This is a genomic window from Serratia sp. CY81684 (assembly GCF_052166595.1).
In the GTDB taxonomy this organism is placed as follows: Bacteria; Pseudomonadota; Gammaproteobacteria; order Enterobacterales; family Enterobacteriaceae; genus Serratia; species Serratia nematodiphila.
In genome coordinates, this window is record NZ_JBJNOO010000012.1 from 1 (window position 1) to 20,415 (window position 20,415).

The 20,415-nt window shown below is 60.5% G+C and carries 15 protein-coding genes; 8 read left to right on the forward strand and 7 right to left on the reverse strand.

The features are described 5' to 3' along the window. Together ACJ8QF_RS24290 and ACJ8QF_RS24295 are read right to left on the reverse strand one after the other, a co-directional pair. The coding region (locus tag ACJ8QF_RS24290; protein WP_442537967.1) for a S8 family serine peptidase at positions 1-2,318 on the reverse strand (2,318 nt) is incomplete at its 3' end. Positions 2,319-2,796: 478 nt separating this feature from the next. Then, the gene (locus ACJ8QF_RS24295) at positions 2,797-3,450 is read right to left on the reverse strand and encodes a TetR/AcrR family transcriptional regulator (RefSeq protein ID WP_099982187.1); all 654 of its coding nucleotides are present in this window, start codon (positions 3,448-3,450) and stop codon (positions 2,797-2,799) included. Between the two features lie 249 nt (positions 3,451-3,699). Here ACJ8QF_RS24295 and ACJ8QF_RS24300 point away from each other — a divergent pair, with 249 nt between their 5' ends. Beyond that, positions 3,700-4,917, forward strand: a complete 1,218-nt coding sequence (locus tag ACJ8QF_RS24300; RefSeq protein ID WP_044030077.1) for a Tm-1-like ATP-binding domain-containing protein — start codon at positions 3,700-3,702, stop codon at positions 4,915-4,917. A 92-nt stretch (positions 4,918-5,009) separates the two neighbouring features. Here the strand turns inward: ACJ8QF_RS24300 and spy are convergent, their stop codons facing one another. Continuing rightward, positions 5,010-5,501 carry an ATP-independent periplasmic protein-refolding chaperone Spy gene (gene spy, locus ACJ8QF_RS24305; protein ID WP_044031925.1) on the reverse strand — a complete coding sequence of 164 codons (492 nt, stop codon included), beginning with the start codon at positions 5,499-5,501 and terminating at the stop codon, positions 5,010-5,012. A 532-nt stretch (positions 5,502-6,033) separates the two neighbouring features. Between spy and pdeR the strand changes: the two genes are divergently transcribed. Further along, positions 6,034-8,028, forward strand: a complete 1,995-nt coding sequence (pdeR, locus tag ACJ8QF_RS24310) for a cyclic di-GMP phosphodiesterase (protein ID WP_021505223.1) — start codon at positions 6,034-6,036, stop codon at positions 8,026-8,028. A 16-nt stretch (positions 8,029-8,044) separates the two neighbouring features. Here the strand turns inward: pdeR and ACJ8QF_RS24315 are convergent, their stop codons facing one another. Beyond that, positions 8,045-8,911, reverse strand: coding sequence for a crotonase/enoyl-CoA hydratase family protein (locus tag ACJ8QF_RS24315; protein WP_004929989.1), 867 nt, complete (start codon positions 8,909-8,911; stop codon positions 8,045-8,047). A 341-nt stretch (positions 8,912-9,252) separates the two neighbouring features. Between ACJ8QF_RS24315 and yhjD the strand changes: the two genes are divergently transcribed. The 3 genes from yhjD (at position 9,253) to ACJ8QF_RS24330 (ending at position 12,793) form a co-directional block, all read left to right on the forward strand. Beyond that, the gene (gene yhjD, locus ACJ8QF_RS24320) at positions 9,253-10,272 is read left to right on the forward strand and encodes an inner membrane protein YhjD (RefSeq protein ID WP_049186417.1); all 1,020 of its coding nucleotides are present in this window, start codon (positions 9,253-9,255) and stop codon (positions 10,270-10,272) included. Positions 10,273-10,601: 329 nt separating this feature from the next. Next, a complete protein-coding gene (locus tag ACJ8QF_RS24325) occupies positions 10,602-11,924 on the forward strand; it encodes an MFS transporter (protein WP_004929985.1) in 1,323 nt (440 codons plus the stop codon). Between the two features lie 101 nt (positions 11,925-12,025). Then, complete coding sequence (locus tag ACJ8QF_RS24330) at positions 12,026-12,793, forward strand: CDP-diacylglycerol diphosphatase (protein WP_442537968.1); 768 nt, start codon at positions 12,026-12,028, stop codon at positions 12,791-12,793. On the opposite strand, the gene ACJ8QF_RS24335 is transcribed toward ACJ8QF_RS24330, so the two are convergent. Both ACJ8QF_RS24335 and pdeH read right to left on the reverse strand, forming a co-directional pair. Beyond that, positions 12,794-14,833 carry an AsmA family protein gene (locus tag ACJ8QF_RS24335; RefSeq protein ID WP_442537969.1) on the reverse strand — a complete coding sequence of 680 codons (2,040 nt, stop codon included), beginning with the start codon at positions 14,831-14,833 and terminating at the stop codon, positions 12,794-12,796. A gap of 91 nt (positions 14,834-14,924) precedes the next feature. Further along, the gene (pdeH, locus tag ACJ8QF_RS24340) at positions 14,925-15,716 is read right to left on the reverse strand and encodes a cyclic-guanylate-specific phosphodiesterase (RefSeq protein ID WP_021505226.1); all 792 of its coding nucleotides are present in this window, start codon (positions 15,714-15,716) and stop codon (positions 14,925-14,927) included. 238 nt (positions 15,717-15,954) lie between these two features. On the opposite strand from pdeH, the gene ACJ8QF_RS24345 reads away from it, so the two are divergent. Together ACJ8QF_RS24345 and ACJ8QF_RS24350 are read left to right on the forward strand one after the other, a co-directional pair. Further along, on the forward strand, positions 15,955-16,887 hold the full coding sequence (locus ACJ8QF_RS24345) for a sugar kinase (RefSeq protein WP_004929977.1): 933 nt from the start codon (positions 15,955-15,957) through the stop codon (positions 16,885-16,887). 244 nt (positions 16,888-17,131) lie between these two features. Next, complete coding sequence (locus tag ACJ8QF_RS24350) at positions 17,132-17,833, forward strand: LuxR family transcriptional regulator (protein WP_044030082.1); 702 nt, start codon at positions 17,132-17,134, stop codon at positions 17,831-17,833. A gap of 46 nt (positions 17,834-17,879) precedes the next feature. On the opposite strand, the gene ilvC is transcribed toward ACJ8QF_RS24350, so the two are convergent. Next, positions 17,880-19,355: a ketol-acid reductoisomerase gene (gene ilvC, locus ACJ8QF_RS24355; protein ID WP_004929973.1), complete on the reverse strand. Its 1,476-nt coding sequence runs from the start codon at positions 19,353-19,355 to the stop codon at positions 17,880-17,882. A gap of 168 nt (positions 19,356-19,523) precedes the next feature. Between ilvC and ilvY the strand changes: the two genes are divergently transcribed. Next, the gene (gene ilvY, locus ACJ8QF_RS24360; protein ID WP_004929971.1) at positions 19,524-20,414 is read left to right on the forward strand and encodes an HTH-type transcriptional activator IlvY; all 891 of its coding nucleotides are present in this window, start codon (positions 19,524-19,526) and stop codon (positions 20,412-20,414) included. The last annotated feature ends 1 nt before the right edge of the window (position 20,415 follow it).

The following is a 20,415-nucleotide window of genomic DNA, read 5'->3' on the forward strand; positions in this document are numbered from 1 at the left end:
GCCGCCGCCGAGTCCAGCCCCACCAGCACCCCGTAGGTCGAGGCCTGATAGCCGGTGGCGTTGGCGTCGCCCGACGCATGGTCCCACGCCCCCAGCAGCTGCGCCCAGGCGCCGTCCTCATCCGCCTTGATGGCCGACGAGCTCGCCAGCCCTTCCGCCTGACGCAGGCGCCCGTTCAGCGCCTCACGCAGGTAGCGGCTGTCGTTCACCAGCGCCGACGCGATGTCCGCATGGATTTGCCCCGACAGCTGGCGGAACGCCTGCCGCGCCTCGCCCGCCGAGCCGCTGTTGAGCAGGCTCTCGTACACCGGGTTGCCCGCCGCCAGCGCATCTGCCGCCGCCGCCACCGCCCGCTCGTTCGGCGTCTGCGCCACGCTGGCGAAGCTTGTGCCGTTGCGCCCGACGCTCAGCGTCACCCCATTCGGCTGGTAGCTCAGCCCGGTGCCGAGGAACAGGTAGTTCGGCGCCACCGCGTCAAACTGCCCGCTCACCCCCTGCTGCGCGCTCAGGATGGTGTACTGCTGGCCCAGCAGGCTGCGCACCTCGCTTTGCGTCAGCAGGTTGCTGCTGTTCTCCAGCGTGACCGCCACCTCGCCGCCGCCGATCGTCGCCGCTCCGCTGCTCTGGATCCGATCGCTCTGGCCGTTCGGGCCCACTTCCACCGCATAGCGCGAACCCGGCTCGAAGCTGACGTTGCCGGCCACGTTCAGGGTGCCGATCGAGTTGCCCGGCGCCACGGTGCCGCCACGGCGCGCGGTCAGCGAACCGACCGTGCCGCTGCCGCCGACGATGCCGCCGTTCTGCACGCTGACATCCGAGGTGACCGAGCCGTTGATCGCCAGCCGCCCCTGATTAACCAGCGTCGGGCCGGCATAGGTGTTGTTACCGGTCAGTACCAACGTGCCGATACCCTGTTTGGTCAGGCCGCCATGGCCGGAGATGTCGTTGCTCCAGAAATCCAGGCCGCACAGCACATCGCTGCAGACGCGCTCGGTCGGTTTACCCTTGTCCAGCACCGCGCCGACGCCCGGCAGATCCACCACAAACTGGGTCGGGCCGTAGGCCACGCCCGTCGGATCCGGAATACGGAACTCCGCAGGAATATCTTCGGCAGTCACCAACATGCCCGGGCCGTTGATGGCTTTGCCCAGGTTGATCATCCCCCAGCCGTAGAGCGCGTCGATGCCCGGCGCGCCCATGTCGGTGGCGGTGGTTTTCAGCACTTCCGCCACCTGTGCGCCACTCAGATACGGGAAACGCTCCATCAGCACCGCGACGCTGCCGGCCACGTGCGGCGCCGCCATCGAGGTGCCGCTGTATTTGGCGTAGCCGGTTGTCAGATTCTCTAGGCTGGTGCCTTCAATTACCGAGCTGTATACCCGGGTGCCCGGCGCCGAGACGCAGAAGCTGGCGGTATAACCGCAGCGGGAAGAGAAGGTGCTGATGCTGTAATCGCCGGTATTGGTCGGATCCTGCAAGCTGGCGACCGACAGCCAGTTCGGTGCAATCTCCGGCACAAAATAAGCCAGACCGGCCATGGCATCGGGGTTATTCAGATTGCCGTCGTTACCGGCGGCGAAGATGGTGACCACGCCGCTGCGGGCCGCGTCGATCGCGCCCTGATAGGCGCCGCCAGGCTTGGTACCGAGGATCTGTTTGATCTGATCGAACTGCTTTTGCGCATCGTTTACTGTGAAATGCGGATAAGCCGGGTCATAACCGCCCTCATCAAACTTTTCGGTAATACCGATGCCCCAGCTGTTGTTGATGATGCGCGCGCCGCTGGCCACCAGCGCATCCCAGCCGGCCTTATACACCGCGCCGTCGTTGCCGAGGATGATGCCGTCCTCCGGGCCGGGATCGCCGTTCTCCGCGCTGATGATCTGCGCGTTGAACGCCACGCCGTGCATGGCGCCGCCGTCTCGGCTGCCGGCGGCGATGCCGCCCACGTGGGTGCCGTGCGAACCGAGCGTGCCATCGGAATCCACGCTCGGCGTGCCGTCATAGCGAAAAGCGTCGCCTTTTTTCACCGGAATATAGGGATCGGTGTATTCGCGGATGCCTTCGGTAACCAGATTGATCACCTTATTCTCACCGGCGAACTCCGGGTGCTTGGCGTAAACCGGTTGATCGAAAATGCCAAGTTTGATGCCTTTTCCGGTATAACCGGCGGCGTAGGCCTGGTCAGCGTGGATCGCCCCCAGCCCCCATTCTGCATTGAACTCACTGCTGCGCCAGCTGGCCGGATCGCCCGCCTGGCCGTTCTCTATATAGCTGGAGGCCTGCGCCCCGCCAATCGCCGTCAGGCAGATCAGCATCGCGCTCCATTGTGCGCGATGAACTCCGATTTCAGGCCAGCCGAAGGCCGCCCGAGCGGATTTGACTCCTCTACGTTTCTTCTCCATCCCAGATACCGTCCGTTGTTGTTTGCAAATGTTTTATAAGATTTTTTGTGTAACAGTTTGGTAACACCAAATAAATAAAGCACAACAATCTCAAGTGCGCTTAATGTGTCATCCGGCAGTTCGACGGGAGGAGAGAATGTTTCAGGGGTGAATCAGGCCTATGCCGATAAGAAATGACAATGACGTTTACCGGTATCGAAACGGCGATAATAAGTGAAGGGATAAATTATAATTTACTGATAAATAAAAATATAACCTAGGGACACATGAAGAGTGCGGCCGCCTGAAAAGTGCTTAACAGGCGTCTTTTATCACTTTTAATTATAAATTTTGCCAATATTCACTCAGTGAATTATGCTGGTTTTTCACTCGGCCATCGGCAAAAATTGGATTATCCTGCTGATGTTTTTTTGCAGTTCGTCGCGTCCTCTTCCGCCTGACGCAGAATGGCTTTGGCCATCCATTGCGTGACGTCCTGAATGCTCTCAAGCTCCAGCCCCCAGATATCTTTCAGCACCAGAAACACCTCCGAGCCGTAAATCAGCGAGAAAGCATGAATCACTCTCTGCAGAGAGCCCGGCGGCAGTTTGCCCTGCAGCGGTTCCACCGCCAGCGCCAACAGACGCTTGCGGTTGCCGCGCACGAATTTCTCGCCCGGCGTCGCATGCGCCCACTGTTGCAAAGAGAGCTGCAGCGCCGCGCGCAATGCTCCCTCGTGCCGCTCCATCTGAGGATAGGCGAAAGTCAGCAACTGCTGGATGCGTTTCAGGGCGTCATCGTCTTGCGGGCGCCATTCCAGAATAGGCCCCAGGCTTTCCGCCACCACGGCGCTAATCAGCGCACTCTGGGTCGGAAAATAGCGGTAGGCCGTCGCACGCGATACCTGCGCATGCGCCGCCAGTTCAGTGATCGAAGGAAACGCCCCTTCGTCATACAGCGTCATCGCGCTGGCCAGCAACAAACGGTAGGTTTTTGCCCGGGTGGAAGTCAGTGAAGGATCAAACGGGGTGGGAAAAGCATCTATCGGCACATAAACCTCATGCATCTGCACACGCTTGCGCAACAGAGGATGCGCCTCTGTCGACTGGCTGCCGGCAAAGCGCCGGCCACGTTGAAAAGCTCAAAAATGAGACAGGAGTCCCATTTTGCACTGAGCTGCCCTTGCAAAAATGATACTGCCGTCTCATTATATAAATACATTAATCAATTTAATTTAAAAGCCAACACCAGGGTACCCTAAAAAATATAACAAAATGATTTTTAAATAAAAATTAGAAACACCCCAGGAAGATACATGAAAGACACTTCAAATTTTGTCTATATTGCTACCACAGCAGATACGAAAGGACAAGAGCTGGAGTATGTACGGCGGCTGATCGCTGCCCTGAATTTACCCACGCGAACCGTCGATCTTTCCACTCGTCGCTTGCCGTTTGACTCCCCGGCCGATATCGGTCCAGAGGACGTCGCACGCCACCATCCGGCGGGCGCCGACGCGGTCTTCTGCGCCAGTCGCGGCCAGGCGATCGCCGCCATGGCGACCGCTTTCGAACGTTTTATCCTGACGCGCCGCGATATCGCCGCCTTGCTTGGCCTGGGCGGCTCAGGCGGCACCGCCATCATCACGCCGGCCATGCAGCAGCTGCCGATCGGCCTGCCGAAAGTGATGGTCTCGAGCATGGCGGCGGGAGACGTTTCCGCCTATGTCGGCGCCAGCGATATCAACATGCTGTATTCGGTCACCGATCTCGCCGGCCTGAACCGCATCTCGCGACGGGTGCTGAGCAACGCAGCGCGCCAGATAGCCGGCGCAGTGCACTTCGCCGCCGTCGACTATCACGACAACAAACCCGCGATCGGCCTGACGACGTTTGGCGTCACCACGCCCTGCGTTCAGGCGTTGGTTGCCGAACTGGGAACACAATGGGATTGTCTGACGTTTCATGCGACCGGCAGCGGCGGCAGATCGTTGGAAAAGCTGATCGATAACCGCCAACTGCACGGCGCCATCGATTTAACCACTACCGAAGTGGCCGATTACCTGTTTGGCGGTGTGCTGCCCTGCAATACGGATCGTTTCGGTGCCATTGCGCGTACCGGCATCCCGTGCGTGCTCTCCTGCGGCGCGATAGACATGATCAACTTCGGCGCGCCGAATACGGTGCCGGCTCGCTATGCCAACCGTCTGCGTCACCATCACAACCCGCAAGTGACGCTGGTGCGCACCAGCGCGCGGGAGAATGCGTTAATGGGGCGTTGGATGGGCGAAAAGATCAACGCCTGCGCGGGCGAAGTGCGTTTCGTTATCCCGGCGGGCGGCGTATCGGCTTTGGATGCGCCCGGTCAACCGTTCTGGGATCCGGCGGCGCTGGCTGCCTTTACGCAAGCGCTGGAGGAGACGGTATACGCCACCGACAAACGCCGGCTGATAAAAACGCCTTATCATATTAACGATCCACGCTTTGCACAGGCCGTTGCCGAACAGTTCCGGCGCATTGTCGGCGGGGAATGATTATCACTCACTGCAGAACCTGCCGGTGATAACGCCAAATAAAAAGGGCCAGACAAATAGTCTGGCCCTTTTTTATTCACCGCGAGCGGATATTACTGACCGGAGGGCATCTGCTCCTTCATTTTATTCATGTGGTCCATCATCTTTTGCTCGCGTTTCTGATAATTCTCATTGTATTGTTTTTTCTGCTCAGGCGTCAGCAGGTTATACATTTTATTTTCCGCTTTGGCGCGTGCCAGCATGCGTTCGGATTGCGCTTTGCCGATCGCGTCAATTTGTGCCTTCGCCTTCGCTTCGTCAAAGCTGTCGGAAGCGACCAGATTGTGCAACGCCTGGCGCTCCTCTTTCATGCCCGGCCCGCGCTTCTGGTGCGACTCTTTCATGATATCGCGCATCTGCTGGCGCTGCTGCTCGGTCAGGTTCAGCCCGGCGAACGGGCCGCCTTTGCCTTCACCCTTGTGATGCATCATTTTCATCGGCGCCGCATCCGCCGCCGGGGCCGTCGCCGTATCGGCGGCGAACGCCGCGGAAGCAGAACCCAGAGCCAGCGTGGAAGCAATAAATAAAGCCGTCAATTTACGCATAATCATTTCCTTAAAAATTTTCTTCATCAGGAGCGCTGTACGTTAACAGGCTCATTCGTTGTCGGAGATAATAATAGGCTGATAAATTTCAAGTAATGCGAGGGTGTGTAAACTTTTTAAAACCCGTCTCGGATTTATTCACCAATTATGAGAAAACTATGAAGATGGCGTTTATTTGATGGAAATTTTAATTTCTCGGCAAAAATCCCCCCGGTGGAGTTATTTTTCCGCTTTCGCCTCACCGCTATAATTTACTCACCTGCACGGCAACCTTGTATCAACCGTTTTCCGATAGCAGGGGAAATCACTAAGCATCACACGATCCGATGTTCTCCTACACTTTAAGGCAAGTGCCCGCCGGGCGACGTTTACACCGCAAAACTAATCATTGCTTATATAATAGTTTCCATCACCCGCCCCGCCTGTGAAAACCTGTTATATGATGCACAGATGCGTACGGCGATCGCTTTCGGGCCAACAGGCTGCCCGGCGCTGTGCCGGCCGCCCGCCCGTGCTCTTTTGAGGAGTCGTCATGCCCGCAGACCAAGGCCCTGAGCTTCTTAGCGCTCACTTCGGCACCCAAAGCCCCCACTGGCGGCTGGCGTTTGACAGCAATGCCCTGGAGCTGTCCGCTATTAAGGGCAAAGCTCATGTCGCGGTGGCGCTCAGCGCCATGGAAGCGGCGAAAATCCGCCGTCTGACCGGCGTGACCGCCAGCCTTGAGCTGACCATTACGCTAGCCGGTGAACCGCTGCATCTGCATCTGGTCGGGCGCCGCGTCAACAACCTCGAATGGGCGGGCACCGCTTCCGCCTTCAGCGACACCCAATCCGTGGCGCGCGACCTGGTGCACGGCCTCTCCTTCGCCGAGCAGGTGGTGTCCGAAGCCAACTCGGTGATCGTGATCGTCGATCAGCACGGCCGCATCCAGCGCTTCAACCGGCTGAGCGAGGAGTACACCGGGCTGCACGAACACGAGGTGATCGGCAAAAACGTTTTCCAACTGTTTATGAGCCCGGAAGAAGCCGCCGCTTCGCGGCGCAACATCGCCGGCTTCTTCCGCAACGGTTCGTCCTATGAGGTGGAACGCTGGGTAAAGACGGTCAAGGGTGAACGGCTGTTCCTGTTTCGCAACAAATTCGTGCACAGCGGCAGCGGAAAAAACGAAGTCTTTCTGATCTGCTCCGGTACCGACATCACCGAAGAACGCCGCGCGCAAGAGCGGCTACGGGTGCTGGCCAACACCGATCTCATCACCGGCCTGCCGAACCGTAACGCCATACAGGACAAGATCAATCACGCCATCGCCACGCGCGGTGAAGAGAGTTTCGGCCTGGTGTACCTCGATCTCGACAACTTCAAAAAGGTCAACGACGCCTACGGCCATATGTTCGGCGATCGGCTGCTGGTCGAGGTCGCGCTGGCGATCCTCGGCTGCCTGAGCCCGGATCAAGTGCTCGCCCGCCTCGGCGGCGACGAATTCTTGGTGCTGGCGCCACAAAGCGATCGCGAGCGCCTGCAAACGCTGGCGCAGCGCATTATCGACAGGCTGAAGACCCCTTTTCGCATCGGCCTGATTGAGGTGTATACCGGCTGTTCGATCGGCATCGCGCTGTGCCCGGAGCACGGCAACGATCTCGACAGCCTGATCCGCAGCGCCGATACCGCCATGTACGTTGCCAAGGAGCACGGAAAACGCACCTATACCGTCTTCTCGCCGGAGATGAACAAACGCGTCGCCGAGTACATGTGGCTGGACACCAATCTGCGCAAAGGGTTGGAGCAAAATCAGCTGGTGCTGTATTACCAGCCTAAAATCGACGCGCACAGCGGTGAAGTGCACAGCGTGGAAGCGCTGGTGCGCTGGGATTCGCCGGAGCGCGGCCTGATCCCGCCGCTGCAGTTCATCTCCTACGCCGAGGAGTCCGGCCTGATCGGCCCGTTGGGCCAATGGGTGCTGCAAACCGCCGCCGGGCAGGCGGCGCAGTGGCAAGAGCGGGGATTGAATCTGCGGGTGGCGGTCAATCTCTCTGCCCGTCAGCTGGCCGATGACAGCATCGTCAACGATCTGCTCGGGGTGCTGCACCGTCACCGCATGGCCCCCTGTCTGCTGGACTTCGAGTTGACCGAAAGCAGCCTGATTGAAGACGAGAATCGCGCACGCGCGCTGATCACCCGGCTGCGCGAACTGGGCGCGCAGGTGCATCTCGACGACTTTGGCACCGGCTATTCGTCGCTGGCGCAGCTGGCACGCATTCCTCTGGACGCCATCAAGCTGGATAAAAGCTTCGTGCGCGGGGTGAATTTCAATCCGGTATCGCAATCGCTGGTACGCGCGATCGTCGCGGCGGCGGAGGCGTTGGCCTTCCGCGTGATCGCCGAAGGGGTGGAGACCGAGAGCGAAAACCACTTCCTCGACGAAGTCGGCGTGGACGAAAAACAGGGCTTTCTGTTCGCGCGGCCAATGCTCCCGGAACAGCTGGAGCATTGGCTGCAGTCCTATCGCCCGCGCTCACCCTCCGCATGAGGCGGGCGCGTTAACGTTAGCCGGCACGACGCAGGTTCAGGGTATGGCGATCCTGCAACATCACCAGCCGCTCGATGTAGGCACGGTCTTTTTCCTCAATGGTAAAGGCCGAGTGCACCCAATCTTCGGTAATGTCCATCAGCTCGGAACGCGTCAGCTGCAACACGCGCTGACGCGCCCGCAGCATGGCGCGCATGCCGTTGAGCTTCGGCCGGATGGTATCGATGAAGGTGCGCGTCGCCAGGTAAGCGTCGCCGGGCTGGAACAGCTGGTCTACCAGCCCGCGGCTCTCGAACCACTCTGCGGTGTGCGACTCGCCGCCCCAAATCAGCTCCTCAGCCAAGCGCATGCCCGCCTTGCGCGCCACCAGCGAGTAACCCCCCATGCCGGGAAACAGGTTGAACGCAATCTCCGGGAAGCCCATGCGCGCATTGTTTTGCGCCAATACGAAATGGTGCGCCAGCGCCGCTTCAAAACCGCCGCCCAGCGCACTGCCTTCAACCATCGCAATGCTGACCGCGCCGGTGTCGAAACCGCGCGCCGCCGCATGCACGCAGTCGATGCAGGCGCGCGCGTAGGCCATCATCGCCTCGCGCTTGCGGTTTTTGATCGCTTCGGCGAAGAACTGCAGATCGCCGCCGACGTTGAACATGTTCGGCACCAGCGAGCCGGTGACCCAGAAGTCGAACCGCAGCGAAGACTCCTTCGCCGCCTGCGCCAGCGTCATGATGTCTTCAATCAACGCCTGGTTGAAGCAGGGGCGTGGCGCAGCGCGCAGCAGCATCCACATGATGTGCCGCCCCTCTTCATAGTAGGCGGAGATCTGCGACAGATTGCCCGCTTCGGTAAACGGACGACAGGTGGGGTGATTAAGCAATTTCATAAGACCTTCCAGTTTTTCTGTTGATGACGGATGAGACCGTTCCAGCCCCTACGGCTGCAGCGGAGCGGCGAGCGACAAAGCGCGACGCCACATCATGAGTAAACGCTTTCTCGCCGACGAAACAGATAAAAATTGGAGGTAGGGAAGTGAAAAAAACCGAGGCGCCACGGGGTTTTCATAGGAATTTTACCTATCGCGCCATCCCCGGCATTTCATGCCGGGCGCTAACGCGTTAAGCTCGGAAATTGACCGTTTGCCGCCCCGGCGCTCAAAACGCCGCAGGGCTTTGGCTATAATCAACGCTGATACATGCCGTTTAACGTTAAGGAAATCGTGAAGTAATGCCTACAGGACCAGACCAGGAACGCCGCGAGCCCGCACAAGACACGCCGCCGAAGCCGCTTATCGCCATCAAGACCGGCCATGAGACGCTCGACCGCCGCATCAGCGGTTTTTCACGTCTGATTGAACGCATCAAAGCCTGGCCGAGCGTGGCGCACCTGCTGCGCGCCGCCGAACGCTTTAACGATCGGCTGGGCAGCCAGTTCGGCGCCGCCATCACCTACTTTTCATTCCTCTCGCTGATCCCGATCCTGATGGTGTCGTTCGCCGCCGCCGGTTTCGTGCTGGCTTCCAACCCGGATCTGCTGGCCCGCTTGATCAACCGGATCGTCGGCAGCATCAGCGATCCGACACTGGCCAGCACGCTGAAGAACACCGTCAATACCGCCATTCAGCAGCGCACCACCGTGGGGTTGACCGGTCTGGCGCTGGCGCTCTATTCCGGCATCAGTTGGATGGGCAACCTGCGCGAAGCGATCCGCGCGCAGTCGCGTGACGTCTGGGAGCGCAATCCGCAGGATCAGGAGAAAATCTATTTCAAGTACACCCGCGACTTCATCTCGCTGACCGGCCTGGTGGTCGCGCTGATTATCACGCTGTCGCTGACCTCGGTCGCCGGGTCGGCGCAGGCGGCGATCGTCAACGCGCTGGGGCTGGACGGTATCGAATGGCTGCGGCCGGCGCTGACGACGATCGCACTGTCGATCTCGATTTTCGCCAACTATCTGCTGTTCCTGTGGATTTTCTGGATGCTGCCGCGCCACAAACCGAAGAAAAAAGCGCTGCTGCGCGGCACCTTGCTTGCGGCTATCGGCTTTGAGGTGATCAAGTTCGTGATGACGATGACACTGCCGCAGGTGGCGAAATCGCCTTCCGGCGCGGCCTTCGGCTCGGTGATCGGGCTGATGGCGTTCTTCTACTTCTTCGCCCGCCTGACGCTGTTTTGCGCCGCCTGGATCGCAACGGCCGACTACCAAGGCGACAAAGCCTTGCCGGAACGTGAGCCGCCGGCACGCTGAAGCCATGCAATCGTGCCGGTGTTATCGCACGCGCCGGCACTTTCCTCTGGTTAATAAGCAGAAAACCAGTCAATCCCTCTAAATCATGCGGCATGGTATTCGAAAAACCAGCATAACAAACTGCCCAATCACTTTTCTTTCCCGTTTTTACAGCCATTCCCTCTGCATGAACCCCATTTCTCAACGTTTAACGCTGCAGAAAAGAAGCCAGGTAAAACATTAGTCTTTTTAACCGGTTAGCGGCGGCGCTGCCCAGAGTTCCAGCGTTGAAAAGGCGGAATGCTGTCACTAAGATGGATTTTTACCCCCTCCAACAATAAGAAATAGATATGCAAGCCACCATCGCACCCCCACTCGACGCCGACGACGCGTCCACACCGGTGAACTCCCGCGGGAAAGTCATCGTCGCCTCGCTGGTCGGCACCGCCATCGAGTTTTTCGACTTCTACATCTACGCCACCGCCGCGGTGATCGTGTTCCCGCACATCTTCTTCCCGCAGGGCGATCCGACCACCGCAACGCTGCAGTCGCTGGCCACCTTCGCCGTCGCCTTTGTCGCGCGCCCTATCGGCTCTGCGCTATTCGGCCACTTCGGCGATCGCGTGGGGCGCAAGGTGACGCTGGTCGCCTCGCTGCTGACCATGGGGATTTCCACCGTGCTGATCGGCCTGCTGCCGAGCTATGAAACCATCGGCATCTTCGCCCCGATCCTGCTGGCGCTGGCGCGCTTTGGGCAGGGGCTGGGGCTGGGCGGCGAATGGGGCGGCGCAGCCCTGCTGGCGACGGAGAACGCGCCGGCCAAAAAGCGCGCGCTGTACGGCTCCTTCCCCCAGTTAGGGGCGCCTATCGGTTTCTTCTTCGCCAACGGCACCTTCCTGCTGCTCTCATGGCTGCTGAGCGACCAGCAATTTATGGAATGGGGCTGGCGCGTGCCGTTCATCCTCTCCGCCGCATTGGTGCTGATTGGCCTGTACGTGCGGGTATCACTGCATGAAACGCCGGTGTTCGCCAAAGTGGCCAAGGCCGGCAAACAGGTGAAAGTGCCACTCGGCACGCTGCTGAGCAAGCATCTGAAAGCCACCATCCTCGGCACCTTCATCATGCTGGCGACCTACACGCTGTTTTATCTGATGACGGTGTATTCGATGACCTACGGCACCGCGCCGCAGCCGCTCGGGCTCGGTTACTCCCGCAACAGCTTCCTGTGGATGCTGATGGTGGCAGTGATCGGTTTCGGCGTGATGGTGCCGATCGCCGGTCTGCTGGCGGACGCGTTCGGCCGCCGCAAGACCATGATCGCCATTACCCTGCTGATGATCGGCTTCGCGTTCCTGTTCCCGACCCTGCTGGGTTCCGGCAACCAGGCGCTGGTGATGGGCTTCCTGCTGTGCGGCCTGAGCATCATGGGGCTGACCTTTGGCCCGATGGGCGCGCTGCTGCCGGAGCTGTTCCCTACCGAAGTGCGCTATACCGGCGCATCGTTCTCCTACAACGTCGCGTCGATCCTCGGCGCGTCCGTGGCGCCTTATATCGCCACCTGGCTGGCGGCCCACTACGGACTGTTCTACGTCGGCATGTACCTGGCGGCGATGGCCGGGCTGACGCTGCTGGCCCTGCTGCTGATGAAAGAAACCCGCCATCAGTCGCTGTGATCCCCTACGGCCCCCTCACTGCGGGGGGCCGCACGCGGTGTTCGTTTCCTGTCATAAAACCGGGCTATGCTGAATGTTTCTCTCGGTAACAGGATCGGCCGATGTCTCTGCGTCGTGGGGTATTTGTCTGCGTGGCGCTGCTGGCGGCTATCGCCATCGCGCTCTTTTACGGGTTGAAACCCGACCATCCCGATGCGCTGTGGCGCATCGTCAGCCAGCAATGTCTGCCCAATCAGCAGGCGCACGACAACCCGGCGCCCTGCGCGCAGGTGGATGTGCAGGCCGGTTTCGTGGTGTTTAAAGATCGCAACGGGCCGCTGCAATACCTGCTGATGCCCAGCGCCAAAATCACCGGTATCGAAAGCCCGGCGGTGCTGGACGCCGCCACGCCGAATTTCTTCGCCCAGGCCTGGCGCGCGCGCCACGTGATGGCGGAACGCTATGGCAAACCGATCGACGACGGCGATATTTCCCTGGCGATCAATTCGGAATATGGCCGCACGCAAAACCAGCTGCACATTCATATCTCCTGCCTGCTGCCGGCGGTAAAACAGCGGCTGGCGCAAATCGGCCCCTATTTCATCAAGCAATGGCAACCGCTGCCCGGCGGCCTGTTGGGGCATGACTATCTGGGGCGGCGGGTGACCACCGCTGAACTGGAACAACAGGGCGCCTTCCGCCTGCTGGCCTCCGGCCTGCCGCGCGCCGACGGGCGCATGGGCAGCTTCGGCCTGGCGATGACCGCGCTGCCGGACGGCGATTTCCTGCTGCTGGCAACCGAGCGCAGCCTGCTGCCGTTCACCCTGGCCTCGGCGGAAGAGATCCAGGATCACGACTGCCGGCTGCTCACGCCGCCGCCGCGCGCCTGATTATTTTTTGCCTTTCATCTCCCGCAGGATCTGCCCGCACTGGTTCTCCTCGCCGCCTTCACTGGGCGAGACCAGCGCCAGCAGCGCCGCCGCCGGCGTCAGCACTGCCCCTAACGCCACCGCCGCCGCGCCGCGCGCGATCAGCGGCCCGGCTTTGACCCCGGCGTCGGGGTGCTTGAAGGTGCCTTTCACGTACAGCGGCGATCGCAGGGTCAGCACGCGCATGCCCTTGCTTTCCGGATCGATGGACAAATCCAGCCGTTCGGTGGCGAGGTTGGTGTTGCCAGTGATGTTGATCACCGCGTTTTCGGTGTCGAACACAAACAGTCGCGGCGCGGCGACGCCGTTGCGGATGCCGACGTCCGCCGCCGCGCAGTTGATGCCCACCACGTCGTCGCCGAACAGCTGCGCCACCAGATAGTTACCGACGTTCAGACCGAGGATCTCCATCAGGCTGCGGCTGATCACCCCGTTATTGATCAGCAGGCGTAGGTCGCCATTGCTGGTGGCCAGCAGTTCGGCCACCGAATTGCCGCTGCCCGTCAACCTGGCGTCGCCGTTCATCTGCCCGAGGCTCCGCTTCATCGCCTCCACGTTCGGCAACAGCTGTTTAAGCTGAAGTTTGCGTGCATGCATATCCACCTGCCCGCGCATCGGCTTTTTGCCGCCGTCGAGGCGCACGACAGCGTTCAGGCTGCCGCCCGCCATGCCGAAGCGCAGCGGATCCAGGCGCAGTTCGCCATTGTTCAGCTTCAGATGCGTGGCCAGATCGCTCAGCGGCAAATCGCTGCCGCGTTCAATGCGCGCGGCGGCAAACTTCACGTCCGCATCCATCTTGCTCCAGCTTTGCGTATCGAACTGTTCGACCGGCAGCACCTTATCCGCCGGCTGACGGCTTTTCTCGCCGCGCCCGGCTTTGGCGGCGTTGGAGTCCGCGCCGATCAGCGGCGCCAGATCCGCCAACCTCAGTTGCCGGGAGTTCACCGCCCCGATCAGCGTGGGCCGCGGTTTACCGGCAACGTACTTCAAGCTGCCGTGAATGTCGCTGTCGCCGATTTTTCCGTCGAATTTCTGGTACTCAAACACCGCACCGCCCGGCTGATGCAGACGAGCAATCAGATGGCCATCGGTCGCATACGGCGGGGTATTCGGCAACAACACGCCGGTCAGGCCATAGAGGTTGCTCAGGCTTTCACCGGAAAATTTCAGCTGTACATCCAGGCCGCCGAGGTTCAGCGGATCGGACAAGGTGCCCGCGACCACCACCCGGGTGCTGCCGGAGCGCACGTCGGCCTGCAGCGGGAAGGGCAAATCGGCGCTCTGCAGCGACAGCATGCCGCCAATCTTGCCGCTGCCGCTCAACGGCTCGCCGTTATATTTGCCTTTCACCTGCCAGCCGAAAACGTAATCGGGGGTCGCGACCTTGTCGCCGCCCTGTTTGCCGGTCACTTCACTGAACGGCAACGGCTTGCCGAGCGGATCGATGACGGCGCGGAAATCCGCCTTCAGCGTGGCATCCTTAAAGGCGATCTGCCCCTTGTCGAACACGATGTCGTGAACGGTGAACGACCAGTCGGAAGGCGGCTGCTTGGGATCCTGGCCGGCGGCCAGGTCAAACGTCCAGTTGTTGTCGCCGTTGGCCAGGCGTTGCAACGAAGCATTCGGCTGCTTCAGCCAGATGCGCGGGATCAGCAGCTCTTTACCCAGCAACGCCAGCGGCGCAATGCTGGCGTCGACGCGCTGCAGCGTCACCATGCTGTCGCCGGGCATGTTTTTCGGATTACCCAGCCACACGTCTTCGGCGTGAATATGCGGCCAGGGCACCCAGGCGCGCCAACCGCCCTCATCCGGATTGCGCGACCAGTCGACGCCCAGATCGCCGCGAATGGCAAACGGTCGCCGCAGTTCGGCCGACACTTTGTCGTTGATGGTGGGCTTGAGTCGATTCCAGTCGAAGGTCGCGATGAAGATCGCCAGCGCGACGATCAACAGCAGCACAATGCCGCCCAGCCAGCTGAAAACCTTTCCTGTTCTTGTCATAGCGGCTCCCTCAGCGCATAAATCGGGCTGCCGAATGAAAGGAAAAGGAGTTAGCAGCCCCGTTTAAGCCTAGCTGAGGATGGGCCGGAGTTCACGCCGGCGCGCCGGGTGCGGCGAACAGCGTCGGCACGCTGTGCAGCGTTTCAAAGCACGCCGGACGGGAAAGGTAGTAGCCCTGGGCGGCCAACGCACCGGAGCGCTGCACCAGCCGCCACTCCTGCTCGGTTTCCACGCCTTCGACGATCACCCCGTCGCTGTGCTGGTTCATCATTTTGATCAGGGTGCCGAGCAGCTGGACGCCCTCTTCCGACTGTTTGAGCAAGGTGAACAATTCGCGCGCCACCTTGATGTATTGATAGCGCCAGGCACCGACGGCGGAGAAGTTGGCCAGCCCGCTGCCGAAATCGTCCAGCCACAGCCGCTCGCCGCCGACAATCTGCTGCAGCGGGCGGCTTGATGCCGTTGCGGCGTGCTCCACCAGCTCGAAGCGCAGATAGGGCATCTCGGCGATCTGCCGTTGCAAGGCGCTATGACGCTGTAATGCTTGCAGCGCGATGCCGTCGATATTGACCGACACCATCACCGCATGACGGGTGAACAACGCCTGCCAGCGCTGCAACAGCGCCAGCTGTTCCTGAACCACCCGCAAACGCTGGGCGACGCCGAGCGAGGCAAAATAGTGTTCCGGGGATTGCCGCTTGTCCGGCTCATTCGGGTGATATACCGCCGTCAGCAGTTCCACCGCCAACAGCGCGCCGCTGGTGCGATAAATCGGCTGGAAGGTATACAAGCGCCGGCATTGCCGCCAGTAGCGCCGCGATTTGGCGCAGGCATAGAGGGCAAAACAGGGCGCCAGCAGACCCGAGATCAGATTGGTTATCATCGGTACTATCGCCGTGGCGGGGAAGTGAGAGCGCTGCCGCTGTTTCTTTACCCAACTTATCGGCCACGCCGCGTAAAACTTTAAGCACGAATTGCCGCACGCTTTCCTCTTCACCCTGTTGGCGTTGGCCGATCGCGATCATAAAAAATTAAAACACTGTTTTAATTTATTGACTCCCTTACCGCCTTGCGTGGAGACTGGTGGCTGTTGCTTCTTCTTTAGCCAGGGCTTATTGACGATGACTATCCGAAACCTCGCCGTGATCGGCGAATGCATGATCGAGCTGTCGCAGCAGGGCGCACAGCTGACGCGCGGCTTTGGCGGCGATACCCTCAACACCGCCGTCTACCTCGCCCGCCAAATGCCGAAACAGACGTTGCAGGTGCATTACGTCACTGCGCTCGGCACCGACAGCTTCAGCGGCGAGATGCTGCAGGCCTGGCGGCAGGAGAAGATCGAGACCGGGTTGATTCAGCAATTCGACAACAAGCTGCCGGGCCTGTACGTGATCGAAACCGACGCCGCCGGCGAACGCACTTTCTACTATTGGCGCAATGACGCCGCCGCCCGCTATTGGCTTGCTGGACCGCAGGCCGACGCACTGTGCGCGCGGCTGGCGCAGTTCGATTACCTGTACCTCAGCGGCATTAGCCTGGCGATCCTCGCGCCTGCCGACCGCACGAAGCTGCTGGCGTTGCTGCGCCGCTGTCGCGCCAACGGCGGCAAGGTGATCTTCGACAACAACTACCGCCCGCGCCTGTGGCCAAGCCGTGAGGAAACGCAGCAGGCCTACCGCGAGGTGCTGGCCTGCACCGACATCGCCTTTTTGACGCTGGATGACGAAGAATTGCTGTGGGGAGCGCAGCCGGTTGAACAGATAGTGACGCGCACGCAGGCGCTCGGCGTCGGCGAGATCGTTATCAAACGCGGCGCGGATGCCTGTCTGGTGTTCAATGTGGAGGGGGAGCGGCTTGAGGTGCCGGCGATCGCGCTGCCGCCGGAGCGCGTGGTGGATACCACCGCGGCGGGCGACTCTTTCAGCGCCGGCTACCTGGCGGTGCGCCTGAACGGCGGCGGTGCCCAGCAGGCGGCGCAGCGCGGCCACCAGCTTGCTGCGACGGTGATCCAACATCGCGGCGCCATCATTCCCGCAGCGGCGATGCCCGCATAATCAATAAGGCGGCGGCGAAGTCACCCCCGCCGCCCACGCAATGGATCCCAGAAGCATTGATCAGAGGATGATTGAAAGAATTTCCCTGGCGTTGGCTTATTTCCGCCCAGAGCTGCTAAGCTCGGGTCTTGGCATTGCCGTCTTTTTGAATTTATTAGCCGAGTATAAATTTCAATCCGCCGCACTGACTAGCTGGACTTTGGTGCAGGTCGGGCTGAGCCGCCGAACGACAGGGAGGTTACCGATGGCCGCCACATTCGCCAACGCCGTCGCCGCAAGACTACATCTTGACGGCCGGCTACAGGCCTTCAGCCAATTCAAATACGCTTACCTGACCTTCAACAAACACCATCCCGATCGCCATCTGCTGGTATCGAACTACCCGCAAGAATGGCTGGACATCTACAGTACCAATCGCTATCAGCACATCGATCCCGTCGTGCGCGCCGCCCATAGCCGCTGTGCGCCCTTTATGTGGCACGACACCGCCCTCACCACCGAGGATCGGCATTACCGGAAGATCTTCAGCCAGGCGCGGGAGTACGACATCGTGCACGGTTGCAGCTTTGTTTTGCACGATCACGACAACAACCTGGCGATCTTGTCGATCAGCGCGACGGCGGCCGATGACGCCGAACTGCGGCAGCTAATGGCGGAAGAAAGGGCCAGCCTGCAGATGGTCTTGGTCGATACCCACCAGCACGCGTTTGCGTTGGCCAGCGCCGAGGCTGGCCGAAAGGATCGGCTCTCGCCACGCGAAGGGGAAATTCTCTATTGGGCCAGCCAGGGCAAAACCTATAACGAGATCGCGCTGATCCTGGGGATCAAAACCGGCACGGTGAAGTTTCACATCGGCAATGCGGTGCGTAAGCTGGGGGTCGCCAACGCCAAACACGCGATCCGGCGCGGCCTTGAACGGCAACTGATCGCGCCGCCGCAGGCATAAAAAAGCCGGCATAGCAGCCGGCTTTTGTTTTTTATCTTGCGGAAAATCAGCCCGCAACGGCGATACGTTTCATGTCGGTCATGTAGCCACGCAGTTTGCGGCCGACGGTTTCGATTGGGTGGCTGCGCACCGCTTCGTTCACGTCGCGCAGCTGCGCGTTGTCCACCGCCGTACCCGCCACGGCTTTGCCCAAATCGCCCGCCTGCAGGGTGGTCATGAAGTCCTTCAGCAACGGCACCGCTGCGTTGGCGAACAGGTAGTTGCCGTACTCCGCGGTATCGGAGATGACCACGTTCATTTCATACAGACGCTTACGCGCAATGGTGTTGGCGATCAACGGCAGCTCGTGCAGCGACTCGTAGTAAGCCGACTCTTCAATGATGCCGGCATCGACCATGGTTTCGAACGCCAGCTCAACGCCCGCTTTCACCATCGCCACCATCAGCACGCCATGATCGAAGTACTCTTGCTCGCTGATCTTGCCTTCAAACTGCGGCGCATTCTCGAACGCGGTTTTGCCGGTCTCTTCGCGCCAGGTCAGCAGTTTCACGTCGTCTTCCGCCCAGTCGGCCATCATGCCGCTGGAGAAGGCGCCGGAAATGATGTCGTCCATGTGCTTCTGGAACAGCGGCGCCATGATGGTTTTCAGCTGTTCGGACAGCGCATAGGCACGCAGCTTGGCCGGGTTGGACAGGCGATCCATCATCAGGGTGATGCCACCCTGCTTCAGCGCTTCGGTGATGGTTTCCCAGCCGAACTGAATCAGTTTCTCGGCGTAAGCCGGATCGGCGCCTTCAGCAACCAGCTTGTCGAAGCACAGCAGAGACCCCGCCTGCAGCATGCCGCACAGAATGGTCTGCTCACCCATCAGGTCAGATTTCACTTCAGCGACAAAGGAGGATTCCAGCACGCCGGCGCGGTGGCCGCCGGTCGCCGCCGCCCAGGCTTTGGCGATCGCCATGCCTTCGCCTTTCGGATCGTTTTCCGGGTGAACCGCAATCAGGGTCGGCACGCCGAAGCCGCGCTTGTACTCTTCGCGCACTTCGGTGCCCGGGCATTTCGGCGCGACCATCACCACAGTGATGTCTTTGCGCACCTGCTCGCCCACTTCAACGATGTTGAAGCCGTGGGAATACCCCAGCGCCGCGCCGTCTTTCATCAGCGGCTGCACCGCACGCACCACGGAAGAGTGCTGCTTGTCCGGCGTCAGGTTAACCACCAGATCCGCTTGTGGGATCAGGTCTTCGTAGGTGCCGACCTTAAAGCCGTTTTCGGTCGCCTTGCGCCAGGAAGCGCGCTTTTCGTCGATCGCTTCTTTGCGCAGGGCATAGGCGACATCCAGGCCGGAGTCACGCATGTTCAGCCCCTGGTTCAGGCCCTGGGCGCCACAGCCGACAATCACCACTTTTTTACCTTTCAGGTAGCCGGCTTCGTCAGCAAATTCGTCGCGCGCCATAAAGCGGCATTTACCCAATTGCGCCAGCTGCTGACGCAGGTTCAATGTGTTGAAATAGTTAGCCATGGTGGTACTCCGGTTTGATGTTGTCTTGCATTGTTATTTTCATTCCCCGCCCTGTCTGTGCGGAGATTCGTTAAACTCAATGTATAACAGGAAATGCGTTGCTTAAATTGATATATTGAGAACGTGATATTGCAATTTTTGCAACACTCTCACTGCGAGCGTATCGATATGGATTTACGTGATTTAAAGCTGTTCCTGCATCTGGCCGAAAGCCATCACTTCGGGCGCACCGCCAAGGCGATGCACGTCAGCCCGTCGACGCTCTCCCGCCAGATCCAGCGGCTGGAAGAGATCCTCGGGCAGCCGCTGTTCCTGCGCGATAACCGCACCGTGCAGCTCACCGACGCCGGCGAACAGCTGAAAGAATTCGCCCAGCAAACGCTGCTGCAATATCAGCAGCTGAAGCACTCGCTCGGCCAGCACGGCCCTTCGCTGAGCGGCGAACTGCGGCTGTTCTGCTCGGTGACCGCGGCGTACAGCCACCTGCCGCCGATCCTCGATCGCTTCCGCGCGCAGCACCCGCTGGTAGAGATCAAGCTGACCACCGGCGACGCCGCCGACGCGGTCGACAAGGTGCAGTCCAACGAGGCCGATCTCGGCATCGCCGGCCGGCCGGAAACGCTGCCCGCCAGCGTGGCGTTCACCAAAATCGGTGAAATCCCGCTGGTGCTGATCGCACCGGCGCTGCCCTGCGCGGTACGCAGCCAGGCGTTTGCCGACAAACCCGACTGGGCCGAGATCCCGTTCATCCTGCCGGAACACGGCCCTTCGCGAAAACGCATCGAGCTGTGGTTCCGCCGCCACCGCATCAGCAATCCGCTGATTTACGCCACCGTCGGCGGCCACGAAGCGATCGTGTCGATGGTCGCTTTGGGCTGCGGCATCGCGCTGATCCCGAGCGTGGTGGTGGATAACAGCCCGGAGCCGGTGCGCAACCGCATCTCGCAGCTGGATAACATCTCGATGGTCGAACCCTTCGAGCTGGGGGTCTGCGTCCAGAAAAAGCGCCTCAGCGATCCGCTGATCGACGCCTTTTGGCGGTTGCTGCATCCCCGCTGAC